Source organism: Pseudomonas sp. NFACC04-2, assembly GCF_900119265.1.
GTDB lineage: Bacteria > Pseudomonadota > Gammaproteobacteria > Pseudomonadales > Pseudomonadaceae > Aquipseudomonas > Aquipseudomonas fluorescens_AA.
Window position 1 is genome coordinate 1 of record NZ_FPJC01000040.1, and the last position, 18,755, is coordinate 18,755.

Sequence of the window (18,755 nt, forward strand, 5' to 3'; positions counted from 1 at the left end):
ATCGAACTGGGCGAAATCGAAGCGCGCCTGAACGCCCTGGCGTCGGTGCGCGAAGCGCTGGTATTGGCCCAGGAAGGGCCGAGCGGCCAGCAACTAGTGGGTTACGTGATTCCGACACACGCTACCGAGGACACCGCCGGCCTGCGCGAGCAGATCAAGGCCCAGCTCAAGGCCGACCTGCCGGACTACATGGTGCCGACGCACCTGCTGTTCCTCGAGCAATGGCCACTGACCGCCAACGGCAAGCTCGACCGCAAGGCCTTGCCGCCCGCCGATGCCAGCCAGGTCCAGCAGGACTACGTGGCGCCGCGAAGTGAGCTGGAGCAACAGCTCGCGGCGATTTGGCAGGACGTGCTCAAGGTCGAACGGGTTGGTCTGAGCGATAACTTCTTCGAGCTGGGCGGCGACTCGATTGTCTCCATCCAGGTGGTCAGCCGCGCCCGTCAGGCGGGCATCCGCTTTACCCCCAAGGACTTGTTCCAGCACCAGACCGTGCAGGCGCTGGCGAGCGTCGCCCAGACCGGTGGGCAGGAGCAGGTTATCGATCAGGCGCCGAGCCAAGGGTCGACGCCGCTGCTGCCGATCCAGCAGGCGTTTTTCGCCGAGGCGATTCCCGAGCGTCACCACTACAACCAGTCGGTGTTGCTGAAACCGGCCAGCCCGTTGCAAGCGTCCGTGGTGGAGCAGGCCTTGCAGGCGTTGGTTTTGCACCACGACGCCTTGCGTTTGTCCTTTAATGAAACCGCCGAAGGTTGGCGCGCCGAGCACCGTGAGGTGGGGGCGCAACAACAGGCTTGGGCGGGCAAGGGTCTGCTGTGGCAGCGTGAGGTGGTCGATGCCAGGGCGCTGGAAACCCTCGCCAATCGGGCCCAGCGCAGCCTCGACCTGCACGCCGGACCGCTGTTGCGCGGCGTCCTGGCGACCTTGGCCGATGGTAGCCAGCGCCTGTTGCTGGTGGTTCATCACCTGGCGGTGGACGGCGTGTCGTGGCGGATTCTGTTCGACGACCTGCAAACCGCCTACCGGCAGCTGCTCGCCGGCCAAGCGCTGCAACTGCCAGCCAAGACCAGTTCGGTCAAGGTGTTTGCCGAGCAGTTGCAGGCCCATGCGCGTAGTGCGCAACTGCAGCAGCAATTGGCCTACTGGCAAGGGCAACTGCACGACGCACCGACCGACCTGCCGTGCCTCGACCCCGAAGCGACCGGGCAAAACCGCGAGGCCGTCACCGTTCACACGCGACTGGATGCGCACTTGACCCGGCAGTTGCTGCAAGAGGCGCCAGCGGCCTATCGCACCCAGGTCAACGACCTGCTGCTCACAGCCCTGGCCCGGGTGATCTGCCGCTGGACCGGCCACGACAGCCTGTTGCTCCAGCTCGAAGGCCATGGCCGCGAAGAGCTGTTCGCCAATGTCGACCTGACGCGCACGGTGGGGTGGTTCACCAGCCTGTTCCCGGTCCGGTTGTCGCCGGCCGTGGAACTGGCGGATTCGATCAAGTCGATCAAGCAAGGGCTGCGGACGATTCCCGACAAAGGCGTGGGCTTCGGTGCCCTGCGTTACCTGGGCGACGACGCCAGTCGGGCGGCCCTGGAGGCGTTGCCGGTGCCGCGCATCACCTTCAACTACCTCGGCCAGTTCGACGGCAGTTTCGATCAGGCCCAAGGCGCCTTGTTCAGCCCGGCCAGCGAAAGCGCCGGTGACGAGCAAAGCCCGCTGACTACCCTGGGCAATTGGCTCACGCTCAACGGCCAGGTGTTCGATGGCGCGCTGCGGTTGGGCTGGACGTTCAGTGCGCAACAGTTCGAACCGGCGACCATCCAGGGCTTGGCCGATGACTACGCCCGTGAGCTGGCGCTGTTGATCGCCCATTGCTGCGACCCGACGAACCAGGGCATGACGCCGGCGGATTTCCCCCTGGCCGGCCTGACCCAGGCACAACTCGATGGCCTGGCGCTGTCGGCGCGCGGGGTGGAAGACCTTTACCCGCTGGCGCCGATGCAGCAGGGCATGTTGTTCCACAGCCTGTACGAAGCGGGCAGCGGCCAGTACATCAACCAGATGTGCCTGGACATCGAAGGCCTCGACCCACGGCGTTTCGAGGCGGCCTGGCAAGCGGCGGTGGATGCCCATGACAGCCTGCGCAGCAGTTTTATCTGGCAGGGCAGCGAGCGCCCGGTGCAAGTGGTGCACAAGCAGGTGCGCGTGCCGTTCACCTCGCTGGACTGGAGCACCCGCGTCGATGTCGGCCAGGCCCTGGCCGACCTGGCGGACGCCGAGCGCGAGCAGGGTTTCGACCTGGCCTGCGCACCGTTGCTGCGCCTGGTGCTGGTGCGCACCGCGGAGCAGCGATATCACCTGATCTACACCCATCATCACATCCTGATGGACGGCTGGAGCAACTCGCAGTTGCTCGGCGAGGTGCTGCAACGCTACGACGGTCAGGCCCTGCCACGCCGGGCCGGGCGGTATCGGGACTACATCGCCTGGCTGCAAGGCCGCGACGCCCAGGCCAGCGAAAGCTTCTGGCTGGCGCAATTGCACAGCCTGGAGGCGCCGACCCGTCTGGCCGAGACCCGTGTTGCTCCGCCGCAATCGGCATTGGAAAGCAGCCACGCCAGCCACTATCACGACCTGACGCCCCAGCAGACCCAACGCCTGAGCGAGTTCGCCCGCCAGCAGAAAGTTACTCTCAACACCGTCGTCCAGGCGACCTGGCTGTTGCTGCTGCAGCACTACACCGGGCACGCCACCGTGGCCTTCGGCGCCACCGTGTCGGGGCGTCCAAGCGAGCTCAAGGGGGTCGAGCAGCAGATCGGCCTGTTCATCAACACCTTGCCGGTGATCGCCAGCCCGCGCCCGGAGCAAGCGGTGAGCGCGCTGCTGCAACAGCTCCAGGGCCAGAACGTGGCCTTGCGCGAGCACGAGCACACGCCGCTGTTCGAGATCCAGCGCTGGGCCGGGCAGGGCGGTGACGGTTTGTTCGACACCTTACTGGTGTTCGAAAACTACCCCGTGTCCCAGGCCCTGCAAGAGCAGGCGCCCTCGGGGTTGAGCTTCGGCAGCGTGGCCAGCCAGGAACAGACTAATTTCCCGTTGACCCTGGCCGTCAATCTAACTGACATCCTGAGCCTGCACTTCACCTATGCCCATGCTGCTTTCCCTACACACACCGTCGAGCGCCTGGCTGAGCAGGTGGCACACGTGCTCGCGCAGATGGTGAGCCTGCCGGCCGGCGGTTACGTGGGCGACATCCAATTGCTGGATACGGTGGCCCGCGACAGGCTGTTGCACGACTGGAACGCCACCTCGGTGGTGGAGCCGCCTCGGCGCCCGGTCCATCAATGGATCGAGGCCCAGGCCCGAAGCACACCCGACGCGGTTGCCCTGGTCAGCGAGCAGGAGACGCTCACCTACGCCCAGCTCAATGCCCGGGCCAATCGCCTGGCCCATGGCTTGATCGAACGCGGCATCGGCCCCGACGTGCTGGTGGGCCTGGCGCTGTCGCGCAGCGTACAGATGGTGGTCGGTTTGCTGGCGGTGCTCAAGGCCGGCGGCGCCTACGTGCCACTGGACCCGGCCTATCCCCGGGATCGCCTGGCGTACATGGTCGAGGACAGCGGCATCGCCTTGCTGCTCACCGAGACCGATGTGCTGCCGCTGTTCGGCGACGCTGCCGTGGCCGCGTTGCTGTTGGATCAGCCCGGGCAATGGCTGGCCGGCTACAGCGAGCGCGACCCTGGCGTGGCCATCGACGGCGATCACCTCGCTTATGTGATCTACACCTCTGGCTCCACCGGCAAGCCCAAGGGCGTGACCCTTCGTCATGCCGCCCTGAGCAACCACATGGCGTGGATGCAAGGTTGCCTGAAACTGACGGCCGCCGACCGCGTCCTGCAAAAAACCGCGATCAGTTTCGATGCCTCGGTCTGGGAGTTCTGGCTGCCGTTGATGAGCGGCGCGCAACTGGTGCTCGCCAGCCCGCACCTGAACCTCGACCTGACCACCCTCTGGGCCGACGTGGCGCGGTGGCGCATCAGCGTGCTGCAAATGGCGCCCTCGCTGTTGCAGGCCTTGCTGCCACTGGCGACCCGCGCGCAACTGGCCTCCCTGCGCCTGCTGCTGTGCGGTGGTGAAGCCCTCAGCGTGCACCTGTCGCGCCAGGTCATGGCGCTGTTCGATGGCGAACTGCGCAACCTGTACGGCCCGACCGAAGCGACCATCGACACCAGCAGCCATGCCGTGCTGCGCGGCAGCGAAGACGACGCCGAGCGGATCATCGCCATTGGCCGTCCCATCGATAACGTGCGCACCTACGTGCTGGACGCGGCGCTACAGCCTTGCGCCGTGGGCGCCGTCGGCGAGTTGCACATCGCCGGTGATTCCCTGGCCCGTGGTTACCACCAACGCCCGGCACTGAGTGCCGAGCGCTTCATTCCCGATCCGTTCGCGCCAACCCCGGGCGGCCGCCTGTATCGCACCGGTGACCTGGCCCGTTATGGCGCCGACGGGGTGATCGAGTACCTCGGCCGGATCGACCACCAGGTGAAGATCCGTGGCCTGCGTATCGAACTGGGGGAAATCGAAGCGCGCCTGCAGGCCGATGCCGATGTGCGCGATGCGGTGGTGCTGGCGCGGGACGACGTGAGCGGACCGAACCTGGTGGCCTATCTGGTCGGCCAGGACAGCCCTCTCGACCAGGGCAGCCTGGGCGAGCGGCTCAAGGCGCGACTGGCGGCCCAGGTGCCGGACTTCATGGTGCCGACCCATTGGGTCTTCCTCGACCGCTTGCCGCTGACCCCCAACGGCAAGCTCGATCGCAAGGCCTTGCCGGCACCGGACACCCGTGCCCTGCAGCCGGCATACCTGGCACCGCAGAGCGACCTCGAATGCCGGGTCGCGGCCATCTGGCAAGACGTGCTCAAGGTCGAGCAGGTCGGGCTGGGCGACGATTTCTTCGAGCTGGGCGGGCATTCGCTGCTGGTGGTGAGCGTGGTCTCGCGCCTGCAACTGGAACTGGGCCTGACCTTGACCCCGCAACTGATTTTCCAATTCCCGGTACTCGGCGCGTTCGTGGCGCAACTCGAGCCTGCCGGCGAACCCATGAGTACGTCGAAATTGAGCAAGCTTGAAGCGCTGCTCGATGAATTTGAGGAGGTTTGATGGACACCGCTGTCGCACAACGTATTGCCAGGCGCTTCATAACGCTGCCGCTGGAAAAACGTCGCTTGTACTTGCAGAAGATGCTCGAAGAGAACGTTTCCCCGGCGAACTTGCCGATCCCGCCTGTCAGTGCCGAGTTCGACACACTGTCGTTGTCGTTTGCCCAGGAGCGCCAATGGTTCCTGTGGCAGTTGGACCCCGAGAGCGCGGCCTACCACATGCCCACGGCCCTGCGCTTGCGCGGGCCGCTGGACATCGCTGCGCTGGAGCAGAGTTTCACCGCGTTGGTGGCCCGGCACGAGAGCCTGCGCACCACCTTCCAGACCCATGGCGAGCAGGTGCTGCAGCAGGTGCATGCGGCGGCGCCAGTGCGTTTGCAGGCAGACACCTTGGAACAGTTGCCGGACGAGACGCAGCTGCGCCAGTTGATCGAAGGGGAAACCCGCCAACTCTTCGACCTGCAACAGGGGCCGCTGCTGCGCACGCGCCTGCTGCGGTTGGCGGCGGATGATCATGTGCTGATCGTGACCTTGCACCACATCGTGGCCGATGGCTGGTCGATGCAGGTGATGGTCGAGGAACTGGTCAACGGCTACGCCGCCTTCAGCCAGGGCCGCGCGCCGCAATTGCCGGCGCTGCCGATCCAGTACACCGACTACGCCATCTGGCAGCGGCACTGGATGGAAGCGGGCGAGCGCGAGCGTCAGTTGGAATACTGGACCGCACGCCTGGGCGGCCAGCAACCGGTGCTGGAACTGCCGACCGACTTCCCGCGTCCGACGGTGATGAGCTATCGCGGCGCGCGGCTGGAACTGGCCATCGACGCGGCACTGGCCGGCGATCTCAAGCACATGGCCCAGCGCGAAGGCGTCAGCCTGTTCATGCTCCTGCTGGCCTCGTTCCAGGCGCTGCTGCATCGCTACAGCGGCCAGAACGATATTCGCGTCGGCGTGCCGACGGCCAACCGCAACCGGGTCGAGACCGAGCGCCTGATCGGCTTTTTCGTCAACACCCAGGTACTGGACAGCGATGTCCAGAGCCAGGATTCGTTTGGCGCCTTGCTGCAACAAGTGAAGCAGACAGCCCTGGGCGCCCAGGCTCACCAGGAGCTGCCGTTCGAGCAACTGGTCGAGGCGTTGCAGCCTGAGCGCAACCTGAGCCACAGCCCGCTGTTCCAAGTGATGTTCAACCACCGGACCCAAGGCCCGGCGGGCGAGGGGCCGGTCGGAGCGTTGAAAGTCGAGGAACTGCGCTGGGATTCGCACACGGCGCAATTCGACCTGACCCTGGAAACCGTGGAGCACAGTGAAGGGCTTTCGGCAGGGCTGATCTATGCCACCGACCTGTTTGGCGCCGAGACGATTGCGCGCATGGGCGGGCATTGGCAGAACCTGTTGCGGGCGATCGTGGCCGACCCGGCGCAGCGCATCGGTGAATTGCCGTTGCTCGACGCGGCCGAGCGCCAGGCCCAGCTCGACAACGGCCAGCGCACCCCGACGCCGGCGCCCGAGGCGGGTTTTGCTCATCAACTGTTCGAAAGACAAGCGGCGCGCACCCCGGACGCGCCGGCGCTGGTCATCGACGGCGAGCGCTGGAGCTACGGCCAACTCAATGCCCGGGCCAATCAGTTGGCGGGGAAGCTGCAGAGCCTCGGCGTGGGGCCTGATGCCCTGGTGGGCATTGCCGTGGAACGTAGCGCGCACATGCTGGTGGGGCTGCTGGCGATCCTCAAGGCCGGCGGCGCCTACCTGCCGCTGGACCCGGCGTTCCCCCACGACCGCCTGGCCTACATGATCGAAGACAGTGGCATCGAGCTGTTGCTGACCCAAAGTTCGCTGCTCGACCAGTTATCGCTGTCCTGTGGTGGTGTGAATACTTTGGTGTTGGACCAGGAGGGTGACTGGCTCGACGGCTATGCCTGCGAGGCGCCGGCACCGCGCCTGGATGCGGAGCACCTGGCCTACGCGATCTATACCTCCGGCTCCACCGGCAAGCCCAAGGGTGTGATGGTGCGCCACGGCGCGCTGACCAACTTCGTCGCGAGCATGGCCCAGGCGCCGGGCATGACGGCCCGGGACCGGGCGTTGTCGCTGACCACGTTCTCGTTCGATATTTTCGGCCTGGAAATCTACGTGCCGCTGATGGTCGGCGCGTGCATCGTGCTGACCGGCCAGCACGTCGCCCAGGACCCGTACGCGGTGTTGGCGCTGATCGCGGCCGAGCAGGTCAACGTGGTGCAGGCCACGCCGTCGACCTGGCGCATGTTGCTGGACAACGAAAACGCCGACGGGCTGCGCGGCTGCAAATGCTTGTGCGGTGGCGAGGCGCTGCCCCAGGAACTGGCCGTGCGCATGCTCGCCCTCGGCGGTGAAGTGTGGAACCTATACGGCCCGACGGAAACCACCATCTGGTCGGCCTTGCACCCGTTGCAAACCCAGGCCGCGCAACCCTGGCTGGGCGGGCCCATCGACAATACGACGCTGTACATCGTCGGCGCCGACCTGATGCCGGTACCCTATGGCGTGGCCGGTGAATTGCTGATTGGCGGGCAGGGTCTGGCCCGCGGTTATTTCCAGCGTCCGGCGCTGACCGCCGAACGTTTCGTGCCCCATCCGTTTGTCGCCGGCGAGCGCCTGTATCGCACCGGTGACCTGGCGCGCCAGCGGGCCGACGGCATCCTTGAATATCTCGGGCGCATCGACCATCAGGTGAAGATTCGCGGGTTCCGCATCGAGTTGGGAGAAATCGAAGCGCGCCTGCTGGAACAGGACAGCGTGCGCGAAGCGACGGTGCTGGCCCAGGAGGCACCGGGCGGCCAGGCGTTGGTGGCGTACATCGTTCCAACCGTCGAACTGAATGACCTGGATGCCGCCGCCCAGAGCGCCCTGCGCGACAGCCTCACGGCCCGGCTCAAGGTCAACCTGCCCGACTACATGGTGCCGGCCCACATTGTATTGTTGCCACGTTTTCCGTTGACACCCAACGGCAAGCTGGATCGCAAGCAGTTGCCCAAGCCCGATGCCAGCCAGTGGCAGAAAACCTATGTTGCGCCGCAGACACCCGTGCAGCAGGCGGTGGCGACGATCTGGGCCGATATCCTCAAGGTGCCGCGGGTGGGCCTGGACGACAGTTTCTTCGAACTGGGCGGCCATTCCTTGCTCGCCACCCAGGTGATGTCGCGGATTCGCCAGCAACTGAATATCCAGGTGCCGTTGCGCCTGTTGTTTGCCCATAACAGCCTGCGAGCGTTTGTCGAGGCCATGGGCGCGGTATCGGCGCACGATGAGCCGGGCATCCCACGCATTCCTCGCGACCAGCCGCTGGCGCTCTCGTTCGCCCAGCAACGGCAGTGGTTCCTCTGGCAACTGGAACCCACCAGCAGTGCCTACCATATTCCGGCAGCCCTGCGTTTACGCGGCGCCCTCGACCGTGCCGCACTGCAACAGAGCTTCGATGCACTGGTGGCGCGTCACGAGAGCCTGCGTACCCGCTTCGTGCTCGACAATGAGCGTCCTCTGCAGGTGATTGACGAACCAGCGCCGCTGACCCTGGCGGTGGAATCGCTCGAAGCCGGCGTCGATGAGCGTACCTTGCGCGGCTTGATCGAAGCCGAAACCCGGCAACTGTTCGATTTGCAGCGCGGTCCGTTGCTGCGGGTCAAGTGGCTGCAACTGGGCGCCGAGGACCATGTGCTGATCCTGACCCAGCACCACATCGTGTCCGATGCCTGGTCGATGCAGATCATGGTCGACGACCTGCTGCAGTTGTACACAGGTTTCAGTCAGGGCCAGCCGGTGACGCTGGCGCCGCTGCCGATCCAGTACGTCGACTACGGCCACTGGCAGCGGCAGTGGCTGGCGGCGGGGGAGCAGCAGCGGCAACTCGACTACTGGATCGAGCAGTTGGGCGGCGAGCAACCGATTCTCGAACTGCCGACCGACCATCCGCGTCCGGCCCAGCAAAGCTATCGCGGCGCACGGTTGCCCATCGTCATCGAACCGGCCCTGGCCGAAGGCCTCAAGCGCTTGGCCCAGCAGCACAACAGCACGTTGTTCATGCTCTTGCTCGCCGGCTTCCAGACCTTGCTGCACCGCTACAGCGGCCAGGACGACATCCGCGTCGGCGTGCCGATCGCCAACCGCAACCGGGTGGAAACCGAGCGTCTGCTGGGCTTCTTCGTCAACACCCAGGTGCTCAAGGCCGATATCGACGGCAACCTGCGATTCGACCAGTTGCTCGGTCAGGTCAAGCAACGGGCCCTCGGCGCCCAGGCCCACCAGGACCTGCCGTTCGAGCAACTGGTGGAGCGGCTGGAACCGGCGCGCAACCTGAGCCACACGCCACTGTTCCAGGTGATGTTCAACCATGCCAGCGATGCCCGCCGGGACCTGTCGGCGTTGCCGGGCCTGAGCCTGGAGCAACTGACCTGGGACTCGGGCACCGCGCAGTTCGACCTGACCCTGGACACCTTCGAGTACGCCGATGGCCTCAGTGCCGCGCTGACTTACGCCAGCGACCTGTTCGGGCCGAGCACCATCGCCCGCCTGGGTGAGCACTGGCTGAACCTGTTGCGCGCCATCGTCGCCAACCCGACCCAGCGCATCGCCGAGCTGCCGATGCTGGACGGGGCGCAGCGGCGCCTGATCGTCGAGGACTGGAACCGCACCTACGCCGACTACCCGAACCATCTCCCGGTCCATCATTTGATCGAAGCCCAGGTCGAGCGTGATCCCCACGCCGAGGCACTGGTGTTCGAAGGGCAGTCGCTGAGCTATGCCCAGCTCAACGCCCGGGCCAACCGGTTGGCCCACGCCTTGATCGAGCGCGGTGTCGGCCCGGATGTGCTGGTAGGTATCTCGGTGCAGCGCAGCGTGGAAATGGTGGTCGGGCTGCTGGCGATCCTCAAGGCCGGTGGCGCCTACGTGCCGTTGGACCCGGAATACCCGCCGGAGCGCCTGGCCTACATGATCGAGGACAGCGGCATCGAGCTGCTGCTGACCTGTGGGAGCGAGCTTGCTCGCGATAGCGGTGGTTCAGTCAATATTGATGTTGAAGGTGAGGGCCTCATCGCGAACAAGCTCGCTCCCACAGGAGGGGACGGTGTCACCACGTTGCTGCTGGATGGGGACGACGACTGGTTGCGTGACCATTCCACCGACAATCCGCCTGCCCGGGCCGTCGCCCAAAACCTGGCCTATGTGATCTACACCTCCGGCTCCACCGGCAAGCCCAAGGGCGCCGGCAACAGCCACGGCGCACTGACCAATCGCTTGTGCTGGATGCAACAGGCCTATGGCCTGGCGGCCGGCGACAGTGTCTTGCAGAAGACGCCGTTCAGTTTCGACGTGTCGGTCTGGGAGTTCTTCTGGCCGTTGATGACCGGCGTGCGCCTGGTCGTCGCGGCACCGGGCGATCATCGCGATCCGCAGAAGCTGGTCAGCCTGATCGAACGGGAAAGCATCACCACCTTGCATTTCGTGCCGTCGATGCTGCAGGCGTTCGTGCTGGATGCCAACGTCAGCCGGTGCACCAGCCTGACCCGCATCGTCTGCAGCGGCGAAGCCCTGCCGGTGGATGCCCAGCAGCAGGTGTTCGCCAAGTTGCCCAATGCCGGGCTGTATAACCTGTACGGCCCCACCGAAGCGGCCATCGACGTGACCCATTGGACCTGCCGCGACGAAGGGCGCGATGCGGTGCCGATTGGCGAGCCGATTGCCAACCTGATGACGTACATCCTCGACGATGAACTCAACCCGGTGCCGAGCGGCGTCAACGGCGAGCTGTACCTCAGCGGCCAGGGCCTGGCCCGCGGTTATCACCGCCGTCCCGAACTGACCGCCGAGCGTTTCGTTGCCAGCCCGTTCGTGGCCGGCGAGCGGCTATACCGCACCGGTGACCTGGCGCGCTATCGCCCGGACGGGGTGATCGATTACGTCGGTCGGATCGACCACCAGGTGAAGGTCCGCGGGTTCCGTATCGAATTGGGTGAGATCGAAGCGCGCCTGCTTGAACATGCAGCGGTGCGAGAAGCGGTGGTGGTGGCCCAGGACAGCCGCAGCGGCAAGGTGCTGAGCGGCTACGTGGTCGCCCAGGCCGGTGAGGCCAGCGATTGGCCGTTGTTGCGCGAAGCGCTGCTGGCCCATTTGCGCCTGAACCTGCCGGAGCACATGGTGCCGACGCACCTGACCCGCCTGGAACACATGCCGCTGAGCCCGAACGGCAAACTCGACCGCAAGGCGCTACCGGCACCGGACCTGGCCGAGCGCCAGGAAGCCTTCACGGCACCGGTCAACGCCATCGAGCGGGCACTGGTGGAGATCTGGCAAGGGGTGCTCGGCGTCGAGCGAGTGGGCACTGCCGACAACTTCTTCGCCCTGGGTGGCGACTCGATCAACTCGATCCAGGTGGTCAGCCGGGCGCGTGCCCAAGGCATCGGCCTGACCCCCAAGGACCTGTTCCTGCACCAGAACATCCAGGCCCTGGCGCGGGTCGCTACAGCAACCGATGAAGGTGTGATCGACCAAGGCCCGGTCACCGGCGACAGCCTGTTGGTGCCAATGCAGCATTGGTTCTTCGCCAGTGATATCCCGCACCGCGACCACTGGAACCAATCGGTCCTGCTGACCCCGCGCGAACCCTTGGACATCGCCCACCTGCAACAGGCCCTCCAGCACGTGGTGGCGCATCACGATGCCTTGCGCCTGCGGTTCACCGAGGCCGACGATGGCCGCTGGCACGCCAGCCATCAGGCCGTGGATAAGCAGCCGCTGGAGATCTGGCAGCGCACCGCGCAGGACGCCGCCGAGATCATCGCCATCGCCGACCAGGCCCAACGCAGCCTCGACCTGCAACACGGCCCGTTGCTGCGCTGCAGCCTGATCGCGGTGCAGGACGGCAGTTCGCGCCTGCACCTGGCGATTCATCACCTGGTCATGGACGGCGTGTCGTGGCGGGTGCTGCTGGAAGACCTGCAAAACGTCTACCGCCAACTGCGGGCGAACCAGGCGCCGGCCTTGCCGGGCAAGTCCACGGCGTTCAAGGCCTGGGCCGCTCAGTTGCAGGACTACGCCCACAGCGAAACCCTGAACAAGGAACTGGATTACTGGGTCGGGCAACTGGACCAGCCCCTGCCGCCGTTGCCACGGGCCCGTCCCGAGGGCAGCCAGGCCGCGGCCCATGGCCGTTCGGTGAGCACACGCCTGGATGCCACCCAGACCCAGCGTTTGCTCAAGCAGGCGCCGACGGCCTATCGCACCCAGGTCAACGATTTGCTGCTCAGCGCCCTGGCGCAAGTGGTCTGCCAATGGACCGGGCAACCGGCCTGCCTGGTGCAACTCGAAGGTCATGGCCGCGAAGAACTGTTCGATGGCATCGACCTGAGTCGTACTGTCGGTTGGTTCACCAGCCTGTTCCCGGTGTTGCTGACGCCGGCCAGCGACCCCGCCGAGTCGATCAAGCGGATCAAGGAACAACTGCGGGCGGTGCCGAACAAGGGCCTGGGCTACGGCGTCCTGCGTTACCTGGGTGCCGAAGCGGTCCAGCAGCGCCTGGCAAAACTGCCGCCAGCGCGCATCACCTTCAATTACCTGGGGCAGTTCGACCAGAGCTTCGATGAGCAGGCGCTGTTCGTGCCGAGTGAAGAGGGCAGTGGCGCAGGCCACGGCGATGACGTGGCGCTGGGCAACTGGCTGACCATCGACGGGCGGATCTTCAACGGCCAGTTGACCCTCGACTGGACCTTCAGTGGCGATGTTTTCGACGAGGCCACGCTCCAGCGGTTGGCCGATGCCTACGCCGTGGCGTTGCAACAACTGATCGATCACTGCTGCACCGACGGGCACTTGGGCCTGACACCTTCGGACTTCCCGCTGGCGCGCCTGAGCCAGGCGCAACTCAATGGCCTGCCGGTGCCCGTGGCGCAGGTGGAGGACATCTATCCGCTGTCGCCGATGCAGGACGGCATGCTGTTCCACACCCTGGCCGACGACAGCTCCGGCTTGTACATCAATCAGATCAGCCTGCCGGTGCATGGCCTGGACACCGAGCGTTTCGCCCAGGCCTGGACGTCGGTGATCGAGCGCGAAGACATCCTGCGCACCAGTTTCCACTGGCAGGATGGCTTGAGCGCGCCAGTGCAAATCGTCCATCGCCAGGTTGAGCTGCCGTTGCAGATTGAAGACTGGCGTGGACAGGACATCAGCGAGCAGGCGATCAGCGCCCGGGCGACCGCCGACTACCTGGCCGGTTTCGACCTGAGCCGCGCGCCTTTGCAACGGGTGTTGCTGCTGCGCCTGGAAGACGATCGCTACCAGATGATCTGGACCTGCCATCACATCCTCATGGACGGCTGGAGCAGTTCGCGGTTGTTCGGTGAGGTGTTGCAGTTCTACGCCCATGGGCAGGTGCCCAGCCGCAATGGTCGCTACCGCGAGTTCATCGAATGGCTGCAACGCCAGGACCAGGGCGCGCTGGAACGTTTCTGGCGCAGCCGCCTCGACACCTTGGAGCAGGCGACTTCCCTCAACCAGGCGATGTTCCCGCGGCATGTCGAGGCACTGCCGGGGCACGAGGCGCTGTATTCGCGCTGGGACGTGGCACAGACCGCTCGCCTGCAACAGGCCTGCCGCGCCTTGCAGATCACCCCCAATACCTTGATCCAAGGGGCGTGGCTGCTGTTGCTGCAACGCTTCACCGGGCAGAACACCGTGGTCTTCGGCGCCACCGTCGCCGGGCGTCCGGCGGGGCTGGTCAACGCCGACAACATTCTCGGCCTGTTCATCAACACCTTGCCGGTGATCCAGACCCTGGATCCCGAGCAGCCGCTGGATCAATGGTTGCAACAGTTGCAGGCCTACAACCTGGACCTGCGTGAGCATTCCCATGCGCCACTGGCGGACATCCAGCGCTGGTCGGGCCTGGGCGGGCAGGGCTTGTTCGACAGCATCATCGTGTTCGAGAACTACCCCATCGACGAACGCCTGGGCGACCAGCAGGACACCGGCCTGAGCTTCGGCGAGTCACGCAATCATGACGTGACCAACTTCCCGATGGACCTGGCGGTCAACCTGGGTGAAACGCTGTCCATCGAGTACCTGTTCCTGCGTAATGCCTTCAGCGTCGACGCGGTGGAGCGAATCCGCCGGACCCTGGAAGACACCCTGGAAGCGATGATCGATGCGCCCCATGTGTGCCTGGGCAACCTGCAGCGCTTGTCGCTGGAACAGTGGCAGGCCTTCGCACAATGGAGCGCGGCGCCGAACGGTTGCTATCAGGCGCAGTTGTTACCGGAGCTGATTGGCCGGCATGCCCAGTCGCGTCCGCAGGCCACGGCGCTGGTGTGTGGCGACGACTCGCTGGACTATGGCGAACTGGAGCGCCGGGCCAACTGCCTGGCCCACCGCTTGATCGAACTCGGCGCCGGCCCGGAAGTGGTGGTCGGCGTGGCCCTGGAGCGTTCGGTGGACATGGTCGTGGCGTTGCTGGCGGTGATGAAAAGCGGTTCTGCGTATGTGCCGCTGGACATCGATTATCCACCCGAGCGCCTGGCGTTCATGATCGAAGATTCGGCCATGGCACTGTTGCTGACCCACAGCCGGGTGCAGGCACGCCTGCCGGATCTCGACGGTCTGGCGCGCCTGGCCATCGACGGTTTCGACAGCCGCGGCTACAGCGATTTGCCGCCCCACAGTGGTTTGCTCGGCGGCAACCTGGCCTACCTGATCTACACCTCGGGCTCCACCGGTCGACCCAAAGGTGTCGCCGTGGCGCACGGGCCGATGAGCATGCATTGCCAGGCCATCGCCGGGCTGTACGACATGGACGAACACACTCGCGAACTGCATTTCATGTCGTTCGCCTTCGACGGCGCCCATGAACGCTGGCTGAGCACGCTGTTCAGCGGCGGCACCCTGGTGATTCGCGACGGTGCGCTGTGGACGCCGGAGCAGACCTTCGACGCCTTGCACCGCCACGGCATTACCATCGCCTGCTTCCCGCCGGCCTACCTCAAGCAACTGGCCGAATACGCCGCCAACAGCCAGTTGGCACCGCCGCCGGTGCGAGTGTACTGCTTCGGCGGCGATGCGGTGCCGGATCAGACCTTCGAGCAAGTGAAGGCGGCGTTGCGTCCGCAATTCTTCACCAACGGCTACGGCCCGACTGAAACCGTGGTCACGCCGATGCTGTGGAAGGTGCCGGCCAGCGAACGTTGCGAAGCTGCCTACGCGCCGATCGGGCGTGCGGTGGGGGAGCGCGCCTTGTATGTACTGGACGACAACCTCAACCCGTTGCCGCCAGGCATTGCCGGCGAGTTGTACATCGGTGGCGCGGGCATCGCCCGTGGTTATCACCGCCGCCCGGACCTGAGTGCCGAGCGCTTCGTGCCGGATCCGTTTGGCCAGCCGGGCGATCGCCTGTACCGCAGCGGCGACCTGGTACGCCAGCGCGTCGATGGGGTGCTCGATTACGTCGGCCGTATCGACCACCAGATCAAGGTGCGGGGTTTCCGCATCGAACTGGGAGAAGTGGAGGCCAGCCTGCGGCAACTGGACGACGTCAGTGATGCGTTGGTGATCGCCCGCGACAGTGCCTCGGGCAAGCAACTGATTGGCTACGTGGTCACCCCCGATGGCGTGGCTATCGGCGATCGGCTCAAGGCCGAGCTGCGGGCGCAATTGCCGGATTACATGGTGCCGGCCCAGGTCATCTGCCTGGAGGCGTTGCCGGTCACCCCGAACGGCAAGCTCGATCGCCAGGCCTTGCCGGAGCCGGAGTTCAAGGGCGCCGAGTATGTGCCGGGGCGTAACCGCGATGAGCAACTGTTGGCCGAGGTCTGGGCTGATGTGTTGCAAGTCGAACGGGTGGGCATTACCGACAATTTCTTCGAGTTGGGCGGTGACTCGATCCTCAGCCTGCAAGTGGTCTCGCGGGTGCGCAACCATGGGGAGCTGAAGATGGAGCTCAAGCTGCGGGACCTGATGCGCGGCCAGACCATCGAGGCGATTTTCGACCAGCGTTCGAACACGTTTGCCGTGACGGTCGAGGACGTCACCCAGGTGGCCGCCGAAGGGCAGTTCAACCTGATTCCGATCCAGCAATGGTGGTTCGACCAGCGCATGAGCGAACCCCATCATTACAACCAGGCGTTGATGCTGCGGGCCCGCCAAGGGTTGAACCTGACGGCACTGGAATTGGCCTTGCGCGGCATGATGCAGCAGCACGATGCCTTGCGCCTGCGCTTCAGTGAAGTCGGCGGGCGCCACCTGCAGCATTACCAGGCGCTGGAGGAGATGCAGGCCCAGTGGGCCAACGAACCTTTGCTGTGGCAGCACAGCGTGGCCGATGAAGCCGAGTTGGAGTTGTACGCCGAGCAGGTACAACGCAGCCTGGATGTGCACAACGGGCCGGTGTGGCGCACGGCGCATGTGACCCTGGGCAGCGGTGAAATTCGCGTGCTGATGGTGATTCATCACCTGGTCATCGACACGGTGTCGTGGCGTTTGCTGCTGCAGGATTTGCAGACGGCTTATGCGGCCTACAGCGACGGCCAGACGCCGAACCTGCCGATTCGCACCAGCAGCTACCGGGCCTGGGCCGAGGGCCTGCAAGCCTATGCGCGGGACTATCCGGCGCCGGAAAAAGCCTGGTGGCTGGAGCAGATCGACCAGCCGGGCAGCGAGTTGCCGTGCGACAACCTGCGGGGCAAGAACCAGGTGCAGTATCAGTCGGTGGCGCATTTGAGCCTGTCGGAGCAGCACACCCAGCAGTTGCTCAAACAGGTGCCGGCGGCCTACCAGACGCAGATCAACGACGTGTTGCTGGCGGCGCTGAGCCGGGTCTTGTGCCGCTGGAGCCAGCAGCCGTCGGTGTTGATCCAACTGGAGGGGCATGGGCGCGAGGACCTGGTCAAGGACATCGACCTGAGCCGCAGCCTGGGCTGGTTCACCAGCATGTTCCCGGTGCGCCTGACCCCGAGCCATGAAGCCGACATCGGCACATCGGTGCGGGCGGTGCAACGGCAGTTGGCCGCGGTGCCGAACAAGGGATTGGGCTATGGCGTGCTGCGCTACATGAGTGGCGAGCCGATGGCCGCCACCCTGGGCCGCGCGCCCCAGGCACGGGTGACGTTCAACTACCTGGGGCAGTTCGACCAGAGCTTCGACGACAAGGCGTTGCTGGTGCCGGCGGCGGAAAGCTACGGCAGTTGCTACAGCCCCCATGCCGCGCTGGGCAACTGGCTGGAGGTGGTGGGGCAGGTGTACGACGGGCGACTGGCGCTGCGCTGCATCTTCAGCACCCGCCGCTATCGTGCCGAGACCGTCGAGGGCTTGATGCGCGCGTACCAGGAGGAACTCGAAGCGTTGATCGAACACTGCGTGGCGCAAGCGGCTTAAGTCTTGCACCTGTGGCGAGGGAACTTGCTCCCGCTGGACTGCGCAGCAGGCCCGAATTTTTGTTTCAAGACAAAATGCTTGGGGCCGCTGCGCGACCCAGCGGGAGCAAGCTCCCTCGCCACAGGGTTTTGCATGAGTCCGAGTGGCTCATCTTTTACCCATGGTTTTTCATAAGGAACCCCCTGCGATGTCCTTGCATCCGGAACTCAACGCCTTTCTCGACCTGGCCGAAGAAAGCCAGGTCGACGGCCCCGGGCCGTTTCACCTGTCGACGCCAGCCCAGGCCCGTGAGGCGTTCGAGCGCACCACCGGGCAATTGCGCTGGGACGCTCCGGCGGATGTGCAGTGCGCCGCTCACGCATTCACCGCCCGTGACGGCGCGACGCTGGCGCTGCGTCTGTATCGTCCCGCCACGGCTTCGGCCCAGGCGCTGCCGGTGCTGGTGTACTTTCACGGCGGCGGCTATGTGGTCGGCAGCCTGGCATCCCACGACGGCGTCTGCCGCGAATTCTGCGCCCGGACACCGTGCGCGGTGTTGTCGGTGGGCTATCGCCTGGCCCCGGAACACACTTTCCCGACCCCGCTGAACGACGGCGCCGACGCCCTCGACTGGCTGGCCCGGCAGGCCCGCGCCGAAGGCCTGGACGTCAGCCGCGTGGCGTTCGGCGGCGACAGCGTCGGCGCGACACTGGCGACGGTGCTGGCGCTGCAAGCGGCCCTGGAACCCGCTGCCCTGGCGATCCAGCCGTGTTTTCAGTTGCTCTGCTACCCGGTGACCGATGCGTCCACCAGCAGCCCGTCCACCGAGCTGTTCGGCGAAGGCTACTTGCTGGAGAGCGAAACCCTCGAGTGGTTCTACCGGCACTACGCCAATGAGCCCACCGATCGCCTGGACTGGCGTTTCTCGCCATTGCTGGCGCCCGGTTGCCCAGACCTGGCCCCGGCCCTGATCGCCCTGGCCGGCCATGACCCGCTGCTCGACGAAGGCCGCGCCTACGCCCGGCGTTTGCAGGAGCAGGGGGTGAGCGTGGAACTGATCGAATACACCGGCCTGATTCACGACTACCTGCGCTTGCAGAGCGTGGTGCCGGAGATTGACGAGGTGTACGGGCAATTGAGCCAAGCCTTGCGGACTGCGTTGACCGCTTGAAATACCACAAACTGCCTGAGGCACCACAACCCCTTGTGGGAGCTTGCTCGCGA

The 18,755-nt window shown here is 65.5% G+C and carries 3 protein-coding genes; all 3 read left to right on the forward strand.

Features of this window, described 5'->3' with window-relative positions; genetic code table 11:
- A partial coding sequence (locus BT125_RS27750; protein WP_139271821.1) for a non-ribosomal peptide synthetase occupies positions 1-5,160 on the forward strand: 5,160 nt, incomplete at its 5' end.
- Entirely contained in the window at positions 5,160-17,552 is a 12,393-nt protein-coding gene (locus BT125_RS27755; protein WP_072412328.1) for a non-ribosomal peptide synthase/polyketide synthase, read from the forward strand. The genes BT125_RS27750 and BT125_RS27755, both read left to right, overlap by 1 nt.
- A 187-nt stretch (positions 17,553-17,739) precedes the next feature.
- The gene (locus BT125_RS27760; protein ID WP_072412330.1) at positions 17,740-18,702 is read left to right on the forward strand and encodes an alpha/beta hydrolase; all 963 of its coding nucleotides are present in this window, start codon (positions 17,740-17,742) and stop codon (positions 18,700-18,702) included.
- Positions 18,703-18,755 lie beyond the last annotated feature (53 nt).

Bases quoted from the DNA above. Each gene is read 5' to 3' on its own strand.
- BT125_RS27760 (WP_072412330.1), top strand. From the start codon at position 17,740: ATGTCCTTGCATCCGGAACTCAACGCCTTTCTCGACCTGGCCGAAGAA.
- BT125_RS27755 (WP_072412328.1), top strand. From the start codon at position 5,160: ATGGACACCGCTGTCGCACAACGTATTGCCAGGCGCTTCATAACGCTG.